The 23,100-nt window shown below is 67.7% G+C and carries 20 protein-coding genes and 1 riboswitch; of the genes, 10 read left to right on the top strand and 10 right to left on the bottom strand.

The genetic code is table 11. The annotated features are described in order from the left end of the window. Positions 1–69: 69 nt before the first annotated feature. On the bottom strand, positions 70–462 hold the full coding sequence (locus tag VF167_14520; GenBank protein ID HEX6926633.1) for a hypothetical protein: 393 nt from the start codon (positions 460–462) through the stop codon (positions 70–72). Between the two features lie 149 nt (positions 463–611). On the opposite strand from VF167_14520, the gene VF167_14515 reads away from it, so the two are divergent. From VF167_14515 to VF167_14505, 3 genes are all read left to right on the top strand, one after another. After that, positions 612–929, top strand: a complete 318-nt coding sequence (locus VF167_14515) for a putative quinol monooxygenase (protein HEX6926632.1) — start codon at positions 612–614, stop codon at positions 927–929. After that, positions 926–2,077 carry an iron-containing alcohol dehydrogenase gene (locus tag VF167_14510; protein HEX6926631.1) on the top strand — a complete coding sequence of 384 codons (1,152 nt, stop codon included), beginning with the start codon at positions 926–928 and terminating at the stop codon, positions 2,075–2,077. The genes VF167_14515 and VF167_14510 overlap by 4 nt, the downstream gene beginning before the upstream one ends. A 348-nt stretch (positions 2,078–2,425) precedes the next feature. Then, complete coding sequence (locus tag VF167_14505; GenBank protein ID HEX6926630.1) at positions 2,426–2,941, top strand: TonB-dependent receptor plug domain-containing protein; 516 nt, start codon at positions 2,426–2,428, stop codon at positions 2,939–2,941. 92 nt (positions 2,942–3,033) lie between these two features. On the opposite strand, the gene VF167_14500 is transcribed toward VF167_14505, so the two are convergent. Continuing rightward, entirely contained in the window at positions 3,034–3,723 is a 690-nt protein-coding gene (locus VF167_14500; protein HEX6926629.1) for a response regulator, read from the bottom strand. 132 nt (positions 3,724–3,855) lie between these two features. Then, positions 3,856–5,997 carry a DUF6351 family protein gene (locus tag VF167_14495; GenBank protein HEX6926628.1) on the bottom strand — a complete coding sequence of 714 codons (2,142 nt, stop codon included), beginning with the start codon at positions 5,995–5,997 and terminating at the stop codon, positions 3,856–3,858. A 313-nt stretch (positions 5,998–6,310) separates the two neighbouring features. Between VF167_14495 and VF167_14490 the strand changes: the two genes are divergently transcribed. After that, on the top strand, positions 6,311–7,447 hold the full coding sequence (locus VF167_14490; protein ID HEX6926627.1) for an ATP-binding protein: 1,137 nt from the start codon (positions 6,311–6,313) through the stop codon (positions 7,445–7,447). A 243-nt stretch (positions 7,448–7,690) separates the two neighbouring features. Here the strand turns inward: VF167_14490 and VF167_14485 are convergent, their stop codons facing one another. The 3 genes from VF167_14485 to VF167_14475 form a co-directional block, all read right to left on the bottom strand. After that, complete coding sequence (locus VF167_14485) at positions 7,691–8,083, bottom strand: hypothetical protein (protein HEX6926626.1); 393 nt, start codon at positions 8,081–8,083, stop codon at positions 7,691–7,693. Between the two features lie 198 nt (positions 8,084–8,281). After that, positions 8,282–8,941, bottom strand: a complete 660-nt coding sequence (locus tag VF167_14480; protein HEX6926625.1) for an OmpA family protein — start codon at positions 8,939–8,941, stop codon at positions 8,282–8,284. A 57-nt stretch (positions 8,942–8,998) separates the two neighbouring features. Further along, positions 8,999–9,087, bottom strand: a riboswitch (cyclic di-GMP riboswitch). 120 nt (positions 9,088–9,207) lie between these two features. After that, positions 9,208–11,151, bottom strand: a complete 1,944-nt coding sequence (locus VF167_14475) for a hypothetical protein (protein ID HEX6926624.1) — start codon at positions 11,149–11,151, stop codon at positions 9,208–9,210. Between the two features lie 286 nt (positions 11,152–11,437). Here VF167_14475 and VF167_14470 point away from each other — a divergent pair, with 286 nt between their 5' ends. Together VF167_14470 and ada are read left to right on the top strand one after the other, a co-directional pair. Then, entirely contained in the window at positions 11,438–11,878 is a 441-nt protein-coding gene (locus VF167_14470) for a response regulator (GenBank protein HEX6926623.1), read from the top strand. 155 nt (positions 11,879–12,033) lie between these two features. Beyond that, complete coding sequence (gene ada, locus VF167_14465; protein ID HEX6926622.1) at positions 12,034–13,116, top strand: bifunctional DNA-binding transcriptional regulator/O6-methylguanine-DNA methyltransferase Ada; 1,083 nt, start codon at positions 12,034–12,036, stop codon at positions 13,114–13,116. A 15-nt stretch (positions 13,117–13,131) separates the two neighbouring features. Here the strand turns inward: ada and fbp are convergent, their stop codons facing one another. Beyond that, positions 13,132–14,166 carry a class 1 fructose-bisphosphatase gene (gene fbp, locus VF167_14460; GenBank protein HEX6926621.1) on the bottom strand — a complete coding sequence of 345 codons (1,035 nt, stop codon included), beginning with the start codon at positions 14,164–14,166 and terminating at the stop codon, positions 13,132–13,134. Between the two features lie 209 nt (positions 14,167–14,375). Here fbp and VF167_14455 point away from each other — a divergent pair, with 209 nt between their 5' ends. The 3 genes from VF167_14455 (at position 14,376) to VF167_14445 (ending at position 18,923) form a co-directional block, all read left to right on the top strand. Further along, positions 14,376–15,887, top strand: a complete 1,512-nt coding sequence (locus VF167_14455) for an NAD-dependent epimerase/dehydratase family protein (protein HEX6926620.1) — start codon at positions 14,376–14,378, stop codon at positions 15,885–15,887. Positions 15,888–15,985: 98 nt separating this feature from the next. Continuing rightward, complete coding sequence (locus VF167_14450) at positions 15,986–18,355, top strand: heavy metal translocating P-type ATPase (GenBank protein HEX6926619.1); 2,370 nt, start codon at positions 15,986–15,988, stop codon at positions 18,353–18,355. A 199-nt stretch (positions 18,356–18,554) separates the two neighbouring features. Further along, a complete protein-coding gene (locus VF167_14445) occupies positions 18,555–18,923 on the top strand; it encodes a metal-sensitive transcriptional regulator (GenBank protein HEX6926618.1) in 369 nt (122 codons plus the stop codon). A 22-nt stretch (positions 18,924–18,945) separates the two neighbouring features. Here the strand turns inward: VF167_14445 and VF167_14440 are convergent, their stop codons facing one another. Both VF167_14440 and VF167_14435 read right to left on the bottom strand, forming a co-directional pair. Next, complete coding sequence (locus tag VF167_14440) at positions 18,946–19,383, bottom strand: cytochrome c (protein ID HEX6926617.1); 438 nt, start codon at positions 19,381–19,383, stop codon at positions 18,946–18,948. After that, positions 19,380–20,861 (bottom strand): CopD family protein, encoded by a 1,482-nt coding sequence (locus VF167_14435; GenBank protein ID HEX6926616.1) that lies wholly within the window; start codon positions 20,859–20,861, stop codon positions 19,380–19,382. The genes VF167_14440 and VF167_14435 overlap by 4 nt, the downstream gene beginning before the upstream one ends. 322 nt (positions 20,862–21,183) lie before the next feature. Between VF167_14435 and ung the strand changes: the two genes are divergently transcribed. Then, on the top strand, positions 21,184–21,864 hold the full coding sequence (gene ung / locus VF167_14430; GenBank protein HEX6926615.1) for a uracil-DNA glycosylase: 681 nt from the start codon (positions 21,184–21,186) through the stop codon (positions 21,862–21,864). 10 nt (positions 21,865–21,874) lie between these two features. Here the strand turns inward: ung and VF167_14425 are convergent, their stop codons facing one another. Next, on the bottom strand, positions 21,875–22,795 hold the full coding sequence (locus tag VF167_14425) for a DUF72 domain-containing protein (GenBank protein HEX6926614.1): 921 nt from the start codon (positions 22,793–22,795) through the stop codon (positions 21,875–21,877). Positions 22,796–23,100: the final 305 nt, after the last annotated feature.

Below are 23,100 nucleotides of genomic sequence, written 5' to 3'. Positions count from 1 at the left end.
CGCTCCGGCCCGAAACTCCTGGCCTGGCGGGCAAGCCACCCGCTCTGACTAACGTTGCACAGGAGGAGACTACGCGCGATACGGCGGAGGATTCGCCTGTAACGGGAGATAGATCCCGAACGGAGAGTCTGTGCGCCGAAGCGTAGCCTCACCCCCGATTGCAACGCGTTGCGCTCGATCCAGCGCCGCCTGGAAGTCTTTCCAGTTGGCCTGTCGCACCTTCTGAGGCCCGAAGTACTGCTCGAGGGCACTCAGTGGGCGCGTGCGCGTGCTCATCTTCAGTTCGAGCAGCCGCTCCAGCCCACCAACGCCGATTACCAAACCCACCGACTCGGCGTTGGGGTCCTCTTCCGCGGAAATATAAGCATCAATCTGCTCGCCCTCACGTGCTACGACGCTCGCCTCGGCCGACACGGCCGGGGCAGCGATCAGTAGAAACAGTGCGACAAGCAGTTGCTTCAAATCTGAGAGTCCTGCGTTGAAGGGTTCATAAACTGTGCCGAATTCCCTCGGCGATGTCAAGTGGGGGGCGTAGGCGTATACTCATAGAGCACTGCGCCGTACGCGCTTTCCACCTACCATCTCCAACCCGTTACCGGGAGAACAGTTCCATGCTCATCGTCCACGTACACGTCCGGGTGAAACCGGAATCGGTAGAGGACTTTCGACGAGCCACCCTGGAGAACGCTCGCCAGAGCGTCCGCGAACCCGGTGTCGTCCGATTCGACGTCGTCCAGCAGGAGGACGACCCCACGCGCTTCGTACTGCAGGAAATCTACCGCACCCCCGAGGATCCCGCACGCCACAAGGCGACGGCACACTATGCTACCTGGCGGGACACGGTGGAGCAGATGATGGCGGAGCCGAGGCGCAGCGTCAAGTTCACGGCGCTATTTCCTGATCCCGAGGGCTGGGAGTTGCCGCGATGAGATTCGAGTTCGCCACGGCCGGGCGGATCCTGTTCGGCGAGGGGCGAGCGCGTGAACTGCCCGAAATCACGCGGAGTCTGGGGCGCCGCCCCCTGGTCGTGCGGGGCAGCGGCGACCGCTTCCGCGCTCTCCTCGCGGAGCTCGAATCATCCTCTCTCCGACTGTCCGAGCTGCCCATCAGGGGCGAACCCGAGGTGCAGACGGTGGAGGACGGCGTCGAGCTGGCGCGCCGGGACGGGTGCGACCTGGTGTTGGCGATCGGCGGCGGCAGCGTAATCGACGCCGGCAAGGCGATCGCCGCACTCCTTACCAATCCCGGCAATCCCCGGCAATACCTGGAGGTCGTGGGCCAGGGGAAGCCTCTCACGGACGACCCGCTGCCCGTTGTGGCGGTCCCCACCACCGCCGGTACGGGGGCGGAGGTGACCCGCAACGCCGTCTTGGGCGTGCCGGAGCAACGGGTGAAGGTGAGCCTGCGAAGTCCGCGCATGCTCCCCGTCGTTGCCCTGGTCGACCCGGAGCTGACCTACTCGCTGCCTCCGGACATCACTGCCAGTACCGGGCTCGACGCCCTCACACAGTGCATCGAGCCGTTCGTCACCCCCCAGGCCAACCCGCTGACCGACGCGATCACACGTGAGGGAATGCGCCGGGCGGCCAGGTCGCTCCAGCGCGCCTTCGAGGACGGAGGCGATCGGGAGGCGCGGCGGGACATGTCGATCGCCAGTCTCTGCGGCGGGCTTGCCCTGGCCAACGCGAAGCTGGGGGCCGTTCACGGCATTGCAGGTCCGCTCGGAGGGATGACATCGGTGCCGCACGGCGTCGCCTGTGCCCGACTCCTCCCACCGGTGATAGAGACGAATCTGCGCGCCCTGCGTGCACATGCACCGGGGTCGCCCGCACTGGCGCGGTACGAGGAGGTGGCCCGCATCCTCACGGGGCGCGAGAGCGCCCGGGCGGAGGAGGCTGCGGAGTGGGTCGCAGCGTTGGTGGAGGCGCTGGGTGTGCCCCGCCTGGGCACCTACGGCGTCGACGAGGAGATCTCGCGAGCAGTGATCCCCAGGGCGTTGCGCGCGAGCAGCATGAAGGGGAACCCGGTCGAACTGACCGAGGAGGAGATCGCCGGAATCCTGGCCATCGCGCGCTGAGGGCCACGCCGCTGCGGCTGGCCGCGGGTCGATCCCCTCGTCGCCGCCCGTTCGCCCCTGGCCTGCCCGCGGCGCTCGTGCATCGAACAACTCCGGACCGTTGCCGGGTGGCTACGGCCTCACCCCGTCGCTGCCGCTCGTTTCCATCGCTTGCCCGGACCATCCGCGCCCGCATCGAACAGATCCCAACCAGAGCCTGGTCTGCACGCGGTTCGGGTGCGTGCGGACTAGGTCGTGCGTTCACAAACGCTTACAACAACAGCGCGGAGGGCGGCTGGGGGAGTCGCCCCCCGGTGCATGGCGCCCATTGCGGCGCCGGCAGTAACGAATGAGCGGGAGGAGGTTTCGATGAAGGTGGGCACCAGCACCCTGGGTCGGGCCGTCGCCGTGGCTTGTCTCGCCGCTGCGGCTGCCTGCGGGCCGAGGCTTTCCGATCACGATGCTCGGCTTCTGCCCGATCAGGAGGAGGAGGAGCAGGTCGTGAACTACGGGTACGGCGTGCAGAGCGCCGCTGACGTGACGGGCTCGACCGCCACGGTGCGGACGGAGGACATCGAGAACCTGCGGGCCTCCCGCGTGGAGGAGCTGCTGGAGAACCGTATCCCGGGGCTGGAGGTGATCCGGACCGGCCAAGGGTATTCCATGCGTATCCGCGGGATCAGCTCGATTCTCAGCAGCAACGAGCCGCTGGTGATCGTGGATGGGATGCCAGTGCACCTCTTCGGGGCGGGAAGCGGTCTCGGCTGGTTGAACCCGTACGACATCGAGCGAATCGACGTGCTGAAGGACGCCAGCAGCACCGCGATCTACGGGAGTCGCGGCGCCAACGGGGTGATCATCATTACCACGAAGCGGCCGCGCTAACCGGTTGGGCGCTCGTCGCACAGGGTTGCGACAACGATAGGAGCCGGCGAGTGTCAGGCTCGGCTCCAGGTCGCCCGCCTTGTTCTACGCGTTTACTCGGTCTCGTTGGCCTCGGCCAGATCCGGGTACTCGCGCGCCAGGCAGTCAGGGCAGACGGCGTGGGAGAGGGTGGTCCAGCTGGCGAAGAATTCGAGCGCTTCGGGTGAGATCACCCGCCACTCGTTGGGGAAGCGTGCGCGGGAGCAGAAGGAGCAGATGGTCACGTTGGTGCCCTGCATGAGCTGGCGGATCTGCGTATCGCTGGCGTCCGCACCAAGCGCCCATAGGGCTCGCAAGTCGGGGAAGTTGCTGCGGATGAGTCCGGAAGAGGTCTGGCGCTGCAGCTCGGTCGCCTCGCGGATGCGATCGGCGCGAGCGGCCTTCAGCAGGCCGTCCACCACGCGCAGCAGGTCGCGCGGAGAAACGGGCTTGTGAAGCACGGCGTCACAGCCGGCGTCCATGGCGCGCTCGGTTTCCGAATCCCGGGAGGCGCCGGAGACCGCCACGATCTTGATCGCACGGGTGAGCGGGTGCGCCTTCAGCTCACGTGCCGCGCTGTAGCCGTCCCGCACCGGCATATTGAGGTCGAGGATCACCAGGTGCGGTCGTGAGCGCCGCGCGATCCGGATGCACTCGTCCCCCGTGCTCGCCTCCTCGACGGCAAACCGGCGGAACTCCATGATCTCGCGATAGAGCTTCCGCGTTGCGGCGTCGTCGTCCGTAACGAGTATCTTCGTACCCACAGCTTCGAACCTCGACGTTCGACGACGGCTGCGTGCCTGCCCGCGTTCCGCCGTACCCCGTCCGAAGGAATGGCCGGTGTTCTCCTGCATTAGTTTCGGCTGGCCGCCCGCCCCGCACAATGTCCGGGCGGCTCAAGGCTGTCTCCCGTAGGCACAGACTCCTGTCGGGAAGATCTCTTCCAGCCTCGCCATCTGGCCCTCCGACGGCTGCCAGGGGGCGTACATGCCCCGCTCCACCGCCTCCTTCACCTCGATGAGCGGGCACTTGAAGACATCCCCGCGTAGCGGCCCACCAGCGCGGATGCGCGAGGTGGAATGCAACGGAAAGGCCCGCGTGCACGGTCCGGGTGGTGCGTCGTGGAGGATCCCCGCCCAGACGTCGTCACCTTCCGCGATCAGCGACCCGTCGGAATTCCAGCACCGGTCAACGGCCCGCGCCGGGCGATTCCCTGCAACACCTCCGCCAGGGTTCGCGCGAATGTTCATGATCCATTCGTGCAGAACGTCCAGCGCCTCCATGGTATGGTCGACTCGCGGCTCCCCGGGCCGAGCGTCGGTGAACCAGATCAGCTGGTTATGGTGGTGCCCCATCGCCTCGATGATGCGCTGCCGCGACACGAACGACTGCACGGCATTGTGCATGTCCAGCTGGTGCTCGAGATAGTGACGCCAGTCGATCAGCGGGATGTTCACCCGACCGAGGAACACGTGACCGCGCTCGAAGGCGTTCCGGATCGCGATCGTGTCACCGCGGGTGCGCGGCGCGGGCCTCTCGCGGTCGGGGCTCAGGTTCATCTGCCGTGCACTCCAGGGGTCGAACTCCGCCGGATCGTCGCAGTGGGAGAGGTCGTGGGGGCATCCCTCCGGGACCATCTCGGAAGCGTGCTTCCAGCCTCCGACCAGCGCGTTCAGGCGCAGGAACTCGTCCGGGGTGATGCTGCCTTCCTTGAGCGCCTCCAGCCCGTATTGAACGCCTTCGTTGTCCCACGTCTGGCGCGCCCAGCCCTGTGCGTCGACGCCATACACCTCCCGCGCGTCGTCCCAGTGTGTCCAGTGCACCGAGTCGGCCCCTTCCGCCAGCTTATCGATGTCCTCCACGTTGGTCGCGCGGGCGTTCATCGCCAGAGGCGTGAGGCCGAACCATCCCGGTCGGCACTCGGTGAGCGGAAGCGCTTCGGCGCCATCCCAGCCGTTCGGGGTCGGTACGCCGACACGGGCGTACATCCGGTAGAGGCCATCGAACTGCTCGCGCTCACCACTATCCAGAACCGGATCTCTCTCCGCGTTCAGGCCGATGACCTTCTCGCGCTCCTCCACGTCACGCCAGCGCGGATTCGCCGCATCGGTGCGCTCGAAGAAGTGCTCCAGCAGCTCGCAATCCCCGATGTGGATCGTCTGCGTGATCATGTCGGGATACGAGTACTGAGGCACACCTCCGTCGAAGAGTCCGGGGTGATTCTGCTGGTAGATGTACTGCTGGATGGCCCCTCCCGACCCCCCTAGCGCCACCGTGTAGAGCGGCTCCCCGTATTTTCGGATGAAATGCCGCTTGAGCAGGACGGCGGTGTGTCCACCCCGGATCAGATTGTAGTGTGTGTTGGTGCGCAGTCCCGTCGAGCTGACCACCGCGTAACCGACGCGCAGCGCGGGTTCGTAGAGTGCCGCGTTCTGCGACCAGACCCCCTGGCTGTGTCCGATCCCCACGCCCCCCTGCAGGCTGAAGAGCAGGCGCTTGTTCCAGAGGGACAGGTCGGGCGCGGAGGACGCATGCTCGGAGCGGGGCGCGAGCATGGCGACCGAGTGCATGAAGCGATCGATCGTTCCACGCTCCAGGCGCACGATGAGCGGAACTGTGTCTCCCTCCGTGGTGACAGTGGTCACCACCCCTTCGGAGGGAACGGCCTCCGGCGATTCCACCCACTCCCACCCGTCGCGGGTCCGGTAGAGGTAGTCGACTCGGGTTTTGGCCTCGCAGTCGCGGCTCCATCCGACGATGTCCGCCTCGTCGGTCGGATATCCGCGGTCGTCCATCGGGTATCGTCCGGCGGAGTCTTCGCGCGCCACCGGGATGCCGTGGCCACTCTGGTTGTCCACGATCGGTTGCCCGAGGCCGTTCCGGGCAGTGGTGCAGACGAAGGGGTACCGGATCTCGGGTTCCGGAAGGCGCGGCGGGCTCTGAGCGCTTGCCGGTGTGATGAGCGCCGCGGCGGCAAGTAGCGCCGTGGGGATCGCGCGGAAGATCACCTGAACCGTGAGAAGGGTTGCTGGCGGCACGATCGTCCTGGCTGAGGGTGGTGCGCGCCAACCGGCGGGAGGCGGAAGATCGCCGCACCGTCGGGCGCGGACAGCTCCATCGTACCTCGTGTCCCCGAAGCCGCGCAAACGTTTCTCGGACCGGCGCCGCACCGCCGCTACGGATTCGTGTGCACGAGAGCGGCGGTACCGCGAGTGCAGGCCGCGAAGGGGCGCGGCGGGTTCTACCTGATCGCCGGCTGACAGCGCATGCGCGAGCGTACGCTATCCTCCGCCATTGACACGAAACGCACCCGCACCTCACCCTGAGCACACACCTCCCACCGCAGCCGAAATGAGTCGACCACGCCAGGTCCCGTACGTTCGCAACCGGCTCTTCCGAGGAATTCCACGCGATCTGCTAGACATCGAGCGCCTGGTGCGGAAGCGCCGCTCCTATCAGACCGGCGACATCATCTTCGACGAGGGCGACGATCCGGACTATTGCTATCTCGTCGCCAGCGGCTCGGTCCGGATCACCAAGGCGCTCCCCGACGGACACGAGGAGCTGCTGGCGGTCATCCAGCCGGGGGACTTCTTCGGAGAGCTGGCGCTCTACGACGCCAATCGGCGCTCGGCGCGGGCAACGGCCTCCGAACCCACCCGGCTCGGGCTCCTGGACCAGGATTCGTTCGACTATCTGCGTCGCATCGCCCCGCTGGAGATGGCTTCGACCATTGCGGAAGCGGGGATCGAGCGAATGCGGCAGACGAACGTGTTGCTGGTATCGGAGGTGGGGCTGGCCGGCCGACTGAGCCAGATGGGGCACGAGCTGGGGACACTCTCGCACAACCTGCGCAGCCCGCTGGCGACCATCCGCAACGCCGCCCAGCTCCTGCGCACCTGGATGACCACCGAAGGCAGGGATCCACAGCGCACCCTGCGCTTCATCGACATCATCCACGACACCGCGGAGAACGGCCTCGCGCAAATCGAGCAGCTGATGGCGAGGCTGCGCGGTGAGGCGCTCGAGGCAAGGGAACTGGTCGGGGTCGATCGGCTGCTGGATGAGCTGCGCGAGCTGACCGCAGGCCACTTTCGCGAGGAGTCGGTGCGCTACCGGGACCACCGTGGGGGATACCAGGGGATGGTGCACGTCGACCGCCGCGAGTTCCTCTCCGTGCTGTCCAATCTGGTGAAGAACGCCGTCGAGGCGCTGCCGGAACAGGGAGGGGAAGTCGCTGTGGCGGCCGCGGAGGACAGCGCACAGGTGGTGTTCAGTGTCAGCGACACGGGCAGCGGAATTCCGCCGGAGCACCTGGGGAAGCTCTTCGAGCGCGGATTCACCGCCGGAAAGCGGGGCGGCACGGGGCTCGGCCTGGCACACGCCCGGGAGGTCGTGCAGCAACTGGGTGGGAGGATCGACGTGGACAGCGCCCCCGGAAAGGGGACGACGTTCTATGTGCGGATTCCGAAGCCAGGTGCAAGCTGAGTGGTTATCCGTTGTACGTTATCCGTTATCCGTTGAGTGCCAGGACTTCGTCGACACTCCGTCCGTCTGTTTTCGTTCCGAGAGCACAACAAGCGCGGGAAGCACTACGGTCAAGATGTCCTGGCATTCAAGCCCTATCGTTTTATCCGCTCGCAACGGACAACGGACAACGGACAACGGACAACGGACAACGGACAACGGACAACGGATAACGGATAACGGATAACGGATAACCTCCCTCCCTCACCGCACCACGACATTGTTGTTCTGTAACTCCCACTCCACCGTCATCGTCCCCGATTGCGGTAGCGGGATCGGCTCGGAGACGAGGGCGCCTCCCGGGCCGGGCCGGTCAGCGACGAGGCGGAAGGTACCGGTGGTCACTGTGGGTCTATAGGTGAAGGTCTGTTCGGCTCCGGATACCAGGGTGCCGAGCCGCACCGGCGTGGTTCCCTCGGTCGCGGCCAGGATGGAGACGGTCAGCGCTGGCACCATGTTGTTACTGACCCGGACTTCGACGGAGGGCTCTCCGCCCTCGCCGCGCCGCGCCGAGGCGCACGCCGCGGTGAGCACGACGACGACTACGATAGCCGCGACACGAAGTCCGCGGCCCCAGGAGCGAGTTGCGGTGCACATGGCGGTCTCCTTTCCGGAGGGGCGAATCGCGCCATAAGCTCCTGGCCCGGCGCGACTTCGAGGGGGGTGGAGCGTGCACCAAGCGTGCCGTGGGACGCGTGAGAAGCGAGGCAGGGGAAGCGCCCGCATCAAAAGATCCCCGGGGCGCCGGATTGCGCCCCGGGGATTCGACTTCGCGCGCCAGAGCGGTCTGGCAGATCAGGTCGATTCGGCGCCGACGGGCTGCCCAGCCTCCGGCAGCACGTCGTTCACCGGACCTTCGATCACGAAGACCACGCGGCGGTTGAGTTCGGCGCCCGGGGTCGAGGCGGCAGCGCCCGGCACCACCGGCCGCGACTCACCGTAGCCCACGGTGCGCAGACGATCCTCCGGCAGCCCCTGCTGTACGAGATACTCCTGGACCGCCTCGGCGCGGCGCTCGGAGAGCCGCTTGTTGTACTCCTCCGGGCCGGCGGGGTCGGCGAAGCCTTCGATGGTGAGGTACGAGGCCCCGTAGTGCTCGCGCACGACGCTCGCGAAGCGGTTGAGCATCTCCTGGTCTTCCGCCGCGACCTCCGCCTCATCGAAGCCGAAGTGGATCGGCATTGCGAACCGGAGCTTCCCCTCGAGCGCGGTGATCTGGGCACCGAACTCAGTGCGAAGCTGCTCGATGTCTGCTCGTAGCGCCTCGACATCGCTGTCGAGGGCATTGAGCGTCGCCCGCAACTCCTCTTCAGCGGCGAGCCGCTCTTCCCGCTCCTGCTGAAGCGCCGCCTGCTGCTCCGCCTGGAGGCGGCGTAGCTGCCCCTTGGTAGCGCACGCGCTGGTGAGCCCAGCGGTCAGCAGTATGGCAGCTCCGACCGAGACGAGACGTTGCATCTTCCACACTCCTCGTACTGGTGGAAAAAAAGGCCGCCAGCACGGATGGCATCCGTTGCTGGCGGCCCGGCGAGCGTGACGGCTGATGCCGCGGTAGCCCCGTAGCTCTGCGTCCCCGCCTTTCGACGGGTTTGCTCTGAGCAGCATTGATTCCGCGCCTCCGCGATTGCGGCGGCTATGTACGCCGAAAGATCAAGGGCAATCGACCATCTCGCAAGTCTGTCGATGCCCACGGGGGTCTCCGTCTCCGGCGGAGATGCCCATCCTCACCAACCTCCACCCCCACCTCCGCCGGAGACGGAGACCCCCGTCCCCCCTCCGCCCGTCGACCCGGGCGCCGAGACGCCCGCCGCCATTCCGGCGGCCGCCACACCCCACCCACCGCCGGCCCCACCCCCGGCAAAGCTACCGCCCCCGAACTGTGGCCCTCCGCCGGTCCATCCGGAGCTCGAGCTAGCCGGGCGACCCCCGGAAGCCGCGCCCGCCGCCCCTGCGAGGGCAGCCGTCGTCCCCTTTCCACCCTCTTTCCCGAAGGCGCGGACCCACCGGTCCACCTGCTCACCCAACCCGAAGGCCAGCAGGTACGGGAACCACGCGTCGCGCAGACGCGGCTCCGGTCGCTCGAGCTCCGCCAGAAAGAACCTGCGGGCCGAGACGAGCCGCCGGCGAAATCCGAGCCGCTCGACCGTTTCGGTCGGCTGCGCGAAGGCACTCGCGAGCATTCCCACCCCCGCAAGTACGACGAGGAGAGCAAGCAGGAGTCCGGCCCCCGGACGGTAGAACGCGGCTACCTCCTCCCGCGCCAGCGGTCCGTTCGCGAGCAGGACCAGCAGGGCGGCCGGCGCCCCGAGCGCCAGAACCGTCCCCACCATTACCCCTCCCCGGTGTGTGACCCGGCGGGCGAGCTGGCCGGCCAGCAGAGTGGCCAATGCGGCGGAGAGCACCGCCGCGGCGAGGCACACAACCACCACTGGCCAACGACCGGGCCGATCGGGCACCACCAGGGTCAGGGCAATCCCCGCCAGGAACAAACCAGCACCGCCTAGCACCCGTCTGGGAACTCTGCCGGGTCCCGGGAGCCCCTCCAGGCGCTCTTCCAGCGCTTTCCTGATCTTTGCCGCCGGGTCGAACCCCTTGTCCTGGTAATGCTCGCGGACGGCGGTGGTGCTCGTCTCCTCGCTATCATCGACGAACAGAGCCTCCAGCAGGTCACGTTCGTGCGGCGCGAAGGCGTCGAGGGGTGCAATTCGGCGGAGGTGCAGCACCGGTTCTCCCTTCTCGTCCGGCTCCACCCGGCTCGAAAGCTTCCCCTCTTCCACCAGCCGGGCGAGCAGGGCGGCCACCTCCGCTTCGCTCACCGCCCGGTCCCAGGCGGTGCCCACGATCTCAGGGGGATGGACGAAGATGTGCCGCTCCAGCCACTCCGCGTCGATCTCCTCGGGAGGGGTCAGCGGTGCGGCTCGCGCGAGATCGCGGCCTCGGCGAAGCAGCGCCAACAGCACCAGAAGGGGTATGAGCAAGGCGCCGGCGATGACCGCGGTTCGCGTCCATGCCGGCGCCGGTGGTGGCGCCGCCAGCGGTGCGTCCGCTGCCGTGTTCCGGAGCGGCACCACCAGGCTGTAGCCGCGGTCCGGAGGAAGGTCCGACGCGGTCTCCCGGATGTGCGATCCGAACGGACTCTCCCACGCCGGATCCAGGGTGAGGTCGACCTGGAATCGCTCGATCACGCCATTGCGGTCAGGAAACGCGAAGTCGTGGGCCAGGCGGTAGCCACCGTCCTCGGCCCGCATCAACACCGGCCAGAGGACGTAGCGGAGCTCGTAGACGAGTTCCTGGTTGTCGAAAGGCGGATCGGTCTCCAGCCGACTCCGCCACCGCACGATTTCTTTGTCGCTCCATTCGAACTGGTCGATCTCCGCCGGCTCATCATCCACTTCCACCAGCTCGAACCGCTCTCCGCTCGCCCGGTCCACACGGGTGATGCCGTCGAGAACGAGCTTCTGCCCACGGCGGATGTCGAAGCGACGCTGCCCCCCGTTCCACGCGCCGTCGAATTCGATTGCCTGGACTTCGCGCAGGTGGAGCCGGCCTTCAGCGTCCAGGTGCGCCTGCACCGACAGCTCGTTCCAGTGCAGGTTCGCCTCCTCCTGCTGGGCGGACGCCGGAACGCTGAGGGTGAGCCACAGGAGAAGCAGGGTCGCGACGCGCATCGGGGCTCCGGGCTGAAGGCGGAAGAAGTGGATTCGATCGGACGTCTGCGCCGACCGGGCAGGCCTGGGCGAGCAAAGAGCGGGCATGCTTGAATTGCGTCCGGGTCTGCCGTGACTACGGGCGCCGTGCGGCACGGGTTCCGCAACGACCCTGGGGACCAAGATGAGATGCACTCGCTCGGCGGTGCTCAGCCGCGCCCGCGACGGCCGACGAGCAGGATCAGAGTGCTCCCGTCTTCGTTCCCGGTTTGTATCCTCGTTCAGTGTTGCCGCTTCGGAGGTGTTGATGCTCTTCGCGTCCGCCTGGGATCACGCCAACCGTCCGTCCCGTCGGGGAGACGACTCTCCCACGGTTCTGCTGGTCGGGGAGGCACACTGCCGGGCCATCTTCCGATCGATCCTGAGCGGGCGTGGGTATGAGATCTTCGACGCGTCAGGCCCCCGCGAGGCCCTGCCGCTAGCCCGCCAGCTCGATCCCGATCTCGTGATGGTGGACATCGGCATGGCGGGAGCTTGCGGGTGGGACGCTGTGCGGAACTTCAAATCGAATGCCGACACCTACTTGATTCCGCTGCTGGCCGTGTCGCTGGCACCGCAGCCCGCCGGGACCTATCGGCGGGCGCGGAGCGCCGGGTTCGTCGACTACATCTCGCGGCCCATCGAGCGTCGCCACGTGCTGGAGGTGGTCTCCGTCTGGACGCGCCCACCGCAGCGCGCGTCCAACTGAAGCATCGGCCGAGGGCCGCCTCCTGCGAGCCGCCGCATACGCCGGTGGCCGACAATCGCACTTTGACCGCAAGCTTCGGATGGCCGTGCCCATTGCGCGGCCGGTATCTTCGGGCCCGAAGTGGTCAGCGAGCCGACGCGCATAGGAGACCGAGAATGCAGCAAGCTATTGCACAATCACCGAGCCTTCCCGACGAGGCCGTCTGCTGGCAGGCGGTGCTGGAGCGGGATCGGGCCTACGACGGGAAGTTTGTCTACGCGGTGCGGACGACGGGGATCTTCTGCCGTCCCTCGTGCCCGGCGCGGCGTCCGAAGCGCGGCAGCGTGCGCTTCTTCACGCCCGCAGACGCGATTCGTGCCGGTTTCCGGCCCTGCCGCCGCTGTCGCCCGCTTCGTCCCGAGGGAGCGCCCACCGACGAGGCAGTGCGCCGGGCGATCGAGTTCATCGAGTCGCACCTCGACGAGCATGTCACGCTGGAGCGCCTGGCCCGGGAGGTAGGCATCAGCCCCTATCACCTGCAGCGGATTTTCAAGAACCGCCTGGGTCTGACGCCGCACGCCTACCAGAAGGCCCGTCGGCTGGAGCGCTTCAAGGAGGTGGCTCGCAGCGGATACGGGGTCGGACGCGCCACCTACGAAGCCGGGTTCAACTCGAGCCGCTGCCTCTACGAGAGCGCCATCGCGGGTATGGGGATGACGCCGGGCCGCTATCGCCGCGGCGGCGTGGGGCTGGAGATCCGGTTCACCGTGATCGACTCGCCGCTCGGGCGGCTGCTCGTCGGCGCGACCGATCGAGGGGTGTGCGCGGTGTCGCTCGGCGAGGAGGATGACGCGCTCGAGCGAGCGCTGCGCGATGAGTTCCCCGGCGCCCGATTGCTACGGGACGAGGAATCGTTGCGCGCGTGGGCGGAAGCCGTCGCACGGCGCGTCGTCGGCGAGGACCCCGGGTTGGCCGTCCCCGTAGACCTGCGCGGAACGGTCTTCCAGCTCCGCGTCTGGGATGCGTTGCGCAGGATTCCCGCGGGAGAAACCCGGACCTATGCCGAGGTTGCCGAAGCCGTGGGGAGCCCGGGGGCTGCGCGCGCGGTGGGCAGCGCCTGCGCGCTGAACCCGGTGGCGCTGCTCGTCCCCTGTCACCGGGTCGTGCGGGCGGACGGTTCTCCCGGTGATTATCGCTGGGGCCGCAGTCGCAAAGAGCGCCTGCTGAGGGCGGAGTCGGAGAAGCGCGGGTCCGCCTAGCGCTGGGTGCGGCGCTCAGCGATCGCCGCGGAGCGCCTCTTCCACCCGCTCGACCATCTGGCGGCTCCCGATGTAGAGCGGGGTCCGCTGGTGCAGGGACTCCGGCTGGATGTCCAGGATGCGACGGTGCCCGTCGGAGGCCTTCCCCCCCGCCTGCTCGACGATCATGGCCATCGGATTGGCCTCGTACATCAGCCTCAGCTTCCCCTCGGGGTAAAGCTTCGTGGCCGGGTACATGTAGAGTCCGCCGGCGAGCAGGTTGCGATGAAAGTCGGCGATGAACGATCCGGTGTAGCGCGTCTTGTGGGGCTGACCCGAGTCGGGATCGGGGCTGTGCAACCAGGCTACGTGGCGCTTCAGCTCGGGGCTGAAAGACTCCGAGTTCCCCTCGTCGATAGAGTAGTACCGTCCCTCCTCGGGGATGCGCAGGTTCGGGTGGGACAGCAGAAACTCCCCCAGCGTAGGGTCGAGGGTGAAGCCGTGTACTCCGTCGCCGGTGGTGAAGACGAGCATCGTCGACGAGCCGTAGGCCACGTAGCCGGCAGCCACCTGCTCCCGCCCGGGTCGTAGCGCGTGCTGCTCTCCCGGCTCGCCCACCCCCTCGGGAAGCCGGAAGACGCTGAAGATGGTGCCGACCGAGATGTTGACGTCGATGTTGGACGAGCCATCGAGCGGGTCCAACAGCACGACGTAGGGGCTCCGGTCACCTGAGCGCTGGAGCGGGATCAGGTCGTCCGCTTCCTCCGAGACCAGGAGGGAGACCTCCCCTCCCAGCCGCAACGCCCGCTCGAACGCTTGGTGCGCGATCGCGTCGAGCTTCTGTTGTACCTCCCCCTGCACGTTGACCGTCCCGGTACTGCCGGTCACGTCCAGCAGCCCCGCACGCCGAATGTCCCGGCTCACGATCTTGGCCGCGAGGCTGATGTCCCGAATCAGCCTGGAGAACGCCCCCGTGGCCTCGGGAAAGCGGCTCTGCTGCTCCAGGATGAACTGCTCTATGGTCTGAAATCGGGCCGGGGAACTGATCTCCCGCACACTTTCTCCGTTCACGGTCATCCTGGTTAGAGATTATCGCCGCCGGGCCCGGGGTGTGTTGCCGCCGGGCTCGACTTCGCTGGCCGGTGCTCGATCTGCCCCGGGGACGAGACCGCGGGGTGATAACCGCGCGCGAACCCGCTGTCAATCGCCCTCGTCGCAAGACCGGGGATGGCACCCCTTCTGCGTTCTGGACCCCCCACATCAAATCCCCCGGAGGAACGATGCGGATTCTTGTGACCGGCGGCACGGGCGTGATCGGCAAGCCCGTCATCGACCGCCTGATCCAGCGCGGACACAGCGTCCGGCTGCTCTCGCGCAACGCCGAGCGAGACGCGGGATTGTGGCCGGAGAGGGTGGAGCCGTACTCCGGGTCAGTCTCGGATGCAGGGCTCGTGCGCGGCGCGGCGGAAGGATGCGATGCGGTGCTCCACATCGCCGGCATCGTGGCCGAGGAGCCACCGGCGGTGACCTTCCAGGAGGTCAACGTCGAAGGAACCCGGCGTCTGCTGGAGGAGGCGCAGCGCGCGGGGGCGGCGCGCTTCGTTTACGTGTCGTCGCTGGGGGCAAGCCATGGCGCCTCGGACTACCACTGCTCGAAGCGGGAGGCGGAGGAACTCGTCCGCGGCTTCCAGGGCAGCTGGCTGGTCCTGCGGCCGGGTAAGGTCTACGGTCCCGGTGACGATGTGATCTCCACCCTGCTCGCAATGGTTCGGACGCTTCCAGCCATACCGACCGTCGGTTGGGGGAAACAGCCGTTCCAGCCCATCTGGATGGACGATCTGGCGCAGTGCCTGGTTGCCGCGGCCGAGGCCGAGGAGCCAGCGGGCGTGACGCTAGAGCTCGCCGGGAGCGAGGTCACCACTACCGCCGAAGTACTGGAGATCCTGGGAGAGATTACCGGACGCTCTCCGCCGCGCCTGCCCCTGCCCGCCTCGGTGATCGGAGCGGGATCCTCTCTGGCAGAGTCGCTCGGCTTCCAGCCCGGGATCAACGATGACGTCCTCACCATGCTGGCGGAAGAGAATGTCATCGAAGGGGAGGAGAACGCCCTGGTGACGGTCTTCAACGTGTCCCCGACGCCACTCCGGGACGGCCTGCGCCGCCTGGCGGATGAGCTGCCCGAGCGACTTCCCTCCGAAGGTGTGGGTCCCCTCTACCGGCACCGCTACTGGGCCGACATCCGCGGTGGCCGGCTCGACGCGGATGCCCTCTTCACCCTTGTCTGTGATCACTTCGGTGAGCTCGCGCCGGAGCCGTTGCTGGAGGTCGACGCGGAGGGGAGGGGAGAGGTAGCGCTCCGACCGGGGGCGACGCTTACCCTGTCCGTCCCCCTGCGCGGGACCATCCAGGTGCGCGTCGAAGAGGTCCGCGACCGCGCGGCCACCTCGGTTACGCTGGCCGGGCACCCACTATCGGGGATGATCCGCTTCCTCGTCCGAGAGCTCACCGCGCACGATGGTGGACCACAGCCGCTTCGCTTCGAGGTGCGGTCCTATTTCCGGGGCTCGAACGTGGCCGACCGGGCGGTGATGGCCACCGTGGGCCGCCCGCTGCAGGAGACCACCTGGCGATCGCTGGTGGAAGCGGTCGTGCAGCGTAGCGGCGGCGAGGCGGTGGAGGGAGTCCAAACCTCCCACGGCCGTCTCTCCGAGGACGAAGCCGAGCACGTCGAGCGCTGGGTCGAAGGTCTGGTGATGAGACGCCAGAGAGAGGAGGCAGACCAGCGAGCTTGACATAGCCCCCGGGGGTATATATCCTTCAGCACAGAAATATTCCTCCCGGAAGGGGGAGGTGTTCGTCGGTGCCGGCTGAAGGTCAGCGAGAAAATCCCATGAGTACGACAAAAGCGCCCGAAGCGAAGGTCACCATTCCCGTAGAGGGGATGACGTGTGCGGCCTGCTCCGGGCGTGTTCAGCGCGCGCTGGAGACGATGGAGGGGGTCGGCAGCGCCAACGTGAACCTGATGCTGAAGAACGCTACCGTCGTCTTCGATCCGGAGCGCGTCAGCCCTGAAGCGTTGGTCGAGCGGATCCGCAGCACCGGGTATGGTGCGGAGCTGGTGCTGGAGGAGCGCAGCGCCTTCGACGAGCAGGAGGCGCAGGATCGCGTCCAGGCCGAGGAGTTCAGGACCCTGGCCCGCAAGGCGGCCTTCAGCCTGGTGGCTGCGGCTCTGGGCATGGTGCTCTCCATGCCCGTGATGGCGGCCACCGCCAGCGGCGTACACGGAGGTCACGCGGGGCTCGCCGACCCCTTCATGCGCTGGAGCATGCGGGTGATCGACCCCTGGCTGCGCGGGGTCGTGCCCTGGATCTACGCGGTGGACCACCGGGTGTGGCTGGCCGTGCTCCTCACGCTGACGGTGGCGGTGATGGGCTGGGCGGGGCGTCACTTCTATACCCGGGCGTGGGCTGCGTTCCGGCACCGCTCCGCGGACATGAACACCCTGGTGGCGGTGGGCACTGGAGCGGCGTTCGTATACTCACTGGTTGCGACCTTCGTCCCGGAGCTCTTCAGCCGCCACGGGCTGGCGCCTGACGTCTACTATGAGGCGGTGCTCTTCATCATCGCCTTGATCCTGCTGGGCAACGCTCTGGAGGCGCGGGCGAAGCGACAGACCTCCACCGCACTCCGGGCCCTCGCCGACCTGCAGCCGCCGACCGCGCGAGTCCTGCGGGATGAGCAGGAGGTCGATGTTCCGGTGGAGGAGGTGCGCGCCGGGGACGTGGTGATCGTGCGACCGGGGGAGCGCATCCCGGTGGACGGCGAGGTTCTGTCGGGCGCCAGCGCGGTGGACGAGTCGATGTTGACCGGCGAGTCGCTGCCGGTCGAGAAGGGACCCGGTGCGAAGGTGATCGGTGGAACCATCAACCGCACCGGTAGCTTCCGCTATCGAGCCACCACGCTCGGGGCCGACAGCGTGCTGGCGCGCATCGTTCGGCTGATGCGGGACGCCCAGGGGTCGCGTGCGCCGATCCAGAACCTCGCCGACCGGATCAGCGCGGTGTTCGTGCCGGTGGTGATCGCGATTGCGCTGGTCACCTTCGCCACCTGGTATCTCTTGACGCCGACTGCCCCGCTGATTCGGGCGTTCGCGGCCGCCGTCACGGTGCTCATCATCGCCTGCCCGTGCGCCATGGGCCTCGCGGTCCCGACAGCGGTCATGGTCGCGACCGGCCGCGGAGCGGGGCAGGGGATCCTGATCAAGGGTGGAGAGGCACTGCAGCGGGCCGGCGATGTGGACGTGGTCGTGCTGGACAAGACCGGAACGGTCACCGAGGGGCGGCCGACCGTGACGGAGCTGGAGGTGGTCGAGGGCGACGACGAGCTGCGCGTCCTCGGGTTGGTGGCTTCGCTCGAGCGCGGCAGCGAGCACCCGCTTGCCGACGCGATCGTCGAGCATGCACGGCGACGCGGGGTGCGCCTCGCGGAGGTCGAGGGATTCGCCTCCCAGACCGGACGGGGGGCGACCGGGGTGGTGGACGGCTCGGCGGTGGCCGTGGGCAGCGCCCGCCTCATGAAGGAGTGGGCGATTGACGTGATGCCATTGCGGGACCGCGCCGAGGCGCTCGCGGCCCTTGGCCGCACGCCGGTGTACGTGGCGGTAGATGGACGCCTGGCCGGGTTGATCGGCGTCGCGGATCCGCTTCGGGCGGGTGCCCGCGAGGCCATCGCCGGTCTGAAGCGGATGGGTCTGAGCGTGGTGCTTCTGACCGGTGACAACCGTCGCACGGCGGAAGCAATCGCGCGACAGGCTGGCATCGATCGCTTCGTCGCGGAGGTGTTGCCGGAGGGGAAGGTGGAGGAGGTGAAGCGGCTGCAGGCCGAGGGGAAGGTGGTGGCGATGGTGGGTGACGGGATCAATGACGCCCCGGCGCTGGCGCAGGCGGATCTCGGGATCGCCATCGGCACGGGCACCGACATCGCCGCGGAAGCGGGAGACGTGGTGCTCATGCGGCCGGAGCTGGACGGTGTCTCCGGTGCCATCGCCCTCTCCCGGCGGACGATGCGGACGATGAAGCAGAATCTCTTCTGGGCCTTCATCTACAACGTCATCGGGATTCCCGTCGCGGCCGGTGTGCTCTATCCCGCGTTCGGGCTGTTGCTCTCGCCGATCCTGGCGAGCGCCGCCATGGCCTTCAGCTCGGTGAGCGTGGTAACCAACAGCCTGCGTCTGCGCCGAGCCTCGCTGGCGGCGGTGTAGACGCAAGCCGGGACTTCGGAGAAGGTTCAGCGCCCTGCTCAGCCTCTCTGGCTTGAACTGAGCTCCGTCTACGGCGGCGCTACAGCTGGGCGAGCACGGACCGAGAGCCACACCACCCGGGTCTTGGCGGCGGAAGATTGATCCCCGCGGCCGGGCTGGCTCGCTGGGAGCGCGAACGACTCAGAATAGAGGTGAGATCATGGTAACCGAACGGGGAGAGGCGGCGGTGATGTCCGCGGTCTGTGGCTGCGGCGCGCACGCGGGGGAGGAAGGTGGGCGCAAGGCGGTCGGGGTCGATCCCGGTGTGAAGGAGCGCAACCTGAAGCGGCTCCGGCGCATCGAGGGGCAGGTGCGCGGGCTACAGAGGATGGTGGAAGAGGATCGCTACTGTGCCGACATCCTCACGCAGATTTCCTCAGTGCATGAGGCCCTGCGCGGCGTGGGCCGGGAGCTCATGCGCAACCACCTGAAGTACTGCGCCACCGAGGCGATCCGTAACGGAGACGAGGCAGATGCGGAAGCCATGTACGACGAGATCGTCGAGATGATGTATCGCCACGCCCGCTGACCGGTTGCGGTCGCGGGTGGGGTCAGTAGACCCCGGCTTCCCGCTGTAGCCAGCGGATATATCCCACCACCTCCTCCACCTCGTCGCGCGTGACCCCCGGCTGCGGGGGCATGTCACCGAACTGCCAGTGATGTGCGCGTACGCCGCGCTCCGCCGCCAGGACGAAAGAGATGTCGGCGTGATGGCTCGGCTCGTAGATCCGGTGGATCAGTGGCGGTCCCCGGGGCGTCCCCAGCGCGGCCTCTCCGTGGCAGCTCGAGCAGTTCGCGCGGTAGATCGCCTCCCCGCGCTGATGCTGATCCGGAACGGGAAGAAGGGCCAGACCGGTCGTGTCGATCGCGGTTTCCGCGGCGCCGGCATGGGCGGATGCCATCCCGTCAACCCCTGACCGCTCTCCCCCGGAGGAGGGCTCGCACGCGACCACCGTCAGGAGCAGGAGGAGGACGGGACGGCGCCTCATGGCGTTGCAACATCCGGGCTCCCTACCGACACGTCCGCCGCCGGCGCTCCACCCACGCTGGCGTGCGCGGCATGCTCCGCGGGCGGTGGCGTAGCCACCAGCGCGGCGGTGATCGCCAGTACCAGAGCACCGAAGGTCAGCTCGATCGCGGCAGATCGGCGCAGCGGCCGGGAATCACCACGCTGCTCCAGAACCGGCCGAGCACGCCGCCAGTTGTAGAAACCGGCGGCGAAGACGAAAGCCAGGGCGACCAGCTTGATCAGCAGCGTGCGGCCGTAGCTGCTGGCCCAGAGGGAGGACGGATCCGGCAGGTGCAGCACGGCCGCATAGACGCCGGTGAGCGCCAGCGCCGCGGCAAAGCTGAGTGCCACGGGTGAGAACGCGGCGAGCAGGCCTCCTGCCGCGGCCCGCCGTGTGGTGGCGCTCCCCAGGAGGGGGGGCAGTGCCGCCACCGTCATCACGAAGACGGTCCCCACCCATCCCCCTGCCGAGAGCACGTGCACCGTGTCGCTGACGACCGCCAGCGGCGAAGCGGCGACCGCGTGCCCCGAGAGGGCTGGGGTGACCGCCAGCGCAACGGCCGCGAGCGCGGCAATTCCCCAGCCCGAGCTGCGGCCCCGACGCGCCAGGGAGAACCCGACCAGCGCCAGCGCCACGGCGACCGCCTGCAGCCACCAGCCGCGACCCCAGGTGCTGCGACTCAGGATGCTGGCGACCACCTCTCCTCGGGACCCCCCACCCGCTCCCTCCAGCGTCGCGAGCTGGGCAAACAGCCTCAGCGGCAGGGCAATCAGCAGACAGACTGCCCCCGCGAAGCCGACCGCCGCCGCCCTCTGGCGGACTTGTGGGATCATCCCTTCGGGGGTCACCGCATCGCGCCGCTGCATCCTGCCCAGCACCACCGTTGCCAGGACAACCGCACCGATCACGATCACGATCCCCGCGAAGTTGAGCCAGCGCACCGCGACGTAGAGCGGATGGCCAGGGGTCAGTGTAAATGTTGAGCCGGCCGGCACCTCCTGCGCACCCGTGGCGGGCTCGCGCTCGGCATTGCCGCCGAGGGTGGCGTCCGGGGCAGTGGGCCGGCTGACGGCGAGGCCGGCTGCCCCTTCCCGCAGATGGAATGGAATCTCGCCGCGCACCGAATGTCCGTCATCGCCGGTCGCGAGCCACTCGATCGTATAATCGCCCGGCACCAGAGGTCCCACGATGGTCGCGGTGAGCACCGTTGCGCTGTCCGCAGGGACGGAGAGATCGCCGAGCCGGACCTCGCCCGCCGGACCGATTAGCCGCAACGCAGCGAGCGACGGCTCCACCGCCTGGCTGAAGCTCAGCCGGATCTCTTGCGGGACTGTGGAGAGCGAGTCGCCACTTGCCGGAGTGGAGCCGAGGAGCTCCTGGTGTGCCCACGCCACTTCCGGAAGCAGTGCGTGCGTCAGGACGATGGCGACCAGCAGAAGAAGGCGACGTAAGAACATGGGCTGGCGGGTGGGTTCGATCCGAGCGAGACTATCCCCCGGGTCGGTCATGAACCTCCATATGAGGGGCGTCGATGCGGTCGCTCGCAACTTACGGTTACGCGTCGGGCTGAGAAAGCGGCGCCCCCCGCTGCGTGCTCGGGGAAGCAGTGACCACAACGCCTGCCGTGTCGATCGCGCGTCTATCACACAGTGAGAGAGAGGCGCTCCAGCTGCGAGGTCGAGGAAGCGTCAGGCAGGGGGGCCATGGCAGCGTCATCGAAGAGCATGGACGAAAGACTAGAGCGAGCCGCGGCAGCGGCGATCGGAGACTGAGTTCCGCATGGACGGCTACCCTCTACCGCCGCTACCGCCAGCGTGGAGCTTCCTCGAGCCGGACACGCAAACGCCCTCCTTCGACGCTCTGCGCCGCTTCCTTTCCAAAGACGCGCAGCAGCACACGATCTACCCGCCGGCGGAGGATGTCTTCCGCGCGCTGGAGCTGACGCCGCTCCGCCGGGTGCGGGTGCTTCTCCTCGGCCAGGACCCCTACCATGGTCCGGGACAGGCGGAGGGACTCTGCTTCTCGGTCCGCAAGGGGATTCCGCTACCCGCCTCTCTACGCAACATCTTTCGCGAGCTGGAGTCGGATCTCCAGGTGCCGCCGCCGCCGCACGGCTCGCTGGTCCAGTGGGCCGAGCGAGGGGTCCTGCTCCTGAACGCCGTACTCACCGTTCGTGCCGGCCAACCGAACTCACATCGTGGTAAAGGTTGGGAGTCTTTCACCGACGCGATCATTCGACGGGTGGCGGAGAAGCGGAACCGCGTGGTATTTGCCCTCTGGGGGTCGCACGCGCAGAAGAAGATCCCGCTGGTCGATGGCGACCGCCATGCGATCGTCACCGCGGCCCATCCGTCCCCGCTGTCCGCCAGCAGGGGCTTCCTTGGCAGCCGCCCCTTTTCGCGCATTAACCAGGCACTGGTCGAGGTGGGGCAGGATCCGATCGACTGGCGCATCACCTGAGCGCCGGCGGCTATCCCTGCACCGGAATCCCCGCCTCGCTCAGCGCCTCGCCAAAGTGCTCAGCCAGTAGAGGCGGCGCGGAAACCTCCTCCTGGCCGAGTAGCTTCTGAAATTGGAGGGCATTCACCACTGCCTGCGCGTGGTAGTGGTTGTTGAAGACGACATCGACCGACTCGATGTCGGGTTCGCTGGCGATCTCCTTGGCCCTCGCCACCCAGGGGTGTAGCTCCTCGACCGAGTACAGGTAGTCGTAGCGAGCGTCGCGACCCGCGTTCTTGCGGAACCAGTCGGAGTAGTTGCGCCCGTGCACCCGGATGTATCCGACGTGGGAGGTGGCATGTGCAGACGGGCCGATCGAGCGCTTGAACCGGGGCTGATCGACGTTGACGAAGCCGACCCCGCGCTCCTGTAGCCAGCCAAACACGTCCGGCTCGTTCCAGCTGGCGTGCCGCACCTCCACGACTAGCGGAAATTCCTCGAAGGCACGTCGCACGTCATCGAGCCACTCGCGGTTCTCGTCCACGTTGCGGAATGACCAGGGGAATTGGGCTACCAGCGCGTCGAGGCGCCCCGCGCGCAGCAGCACACGCAGGCCTCGCTTGGTCTCGGCCACCTCCTCCCGCGTCCAGGGGGTTCTGCGCTGATGCGAGAAGCGCTGCCAGAGCTTCGCCGCAAACCGGAAGTCCTCTACCTCCTCGACCCGCTTCAGCCAACGACGCGCCGTCTTTGCGGTGGGAGGACCGTAGAAGGACGAGTTCACCTCGATCACGGGGACAAGCCGAGCGAGGAAGCCGAGGCGGTCAAAGCCGCGCGGCAGGGGGTTGGGATACAGTATCCCCTTCCAGTCCGCATAGTCCCAGCCCGCGACCCCCACACGAATCGGCGCGGAGGAGGCTCTCCGTTTTCCAGTTATTCCGGCTTTGCGGGCCATGTCGCCTCACCTTTCATCCTCCTGGCGTTCCGCGCGCTGAGCTCCGCCAAAGGGTCGGTGCAGAAGCCATGCTGCAGACGCCTCGGGTGGAAGCGCGGGTACTGTTTCCACCCGCGGACGATTCGCCGAGCACAGCGGGTCGGGCGCGGGACAAGGAGACAAGGGGGGGAGCGGATGGGCCGCTTGCGGCTTCGGGGATCGTCGGGTTATTGATCCACCGCGTCGGTTACACGGTCTGACCCATCGAGCGAGGGGGCGGGGCGCCCCGTTCGCCCCGACACGATCCCCCCGAACCGATCTCCGCA

It is taken from the genome of Longimicrobiaceae bacterium, assembly GCA_036375715.1.
Classification (GTDB): domain Bacteria; phylum Gemmatimonadota; class Gemmatimonadetes; order Longimicrobiales; family Longimicrobiaceae; genus DASVBS01.
The sequence above is the reverse complement of the archived record's forward strand: the minus strand, read 5'-3'. Positions and strand labels throughout refer to the sequence as shown.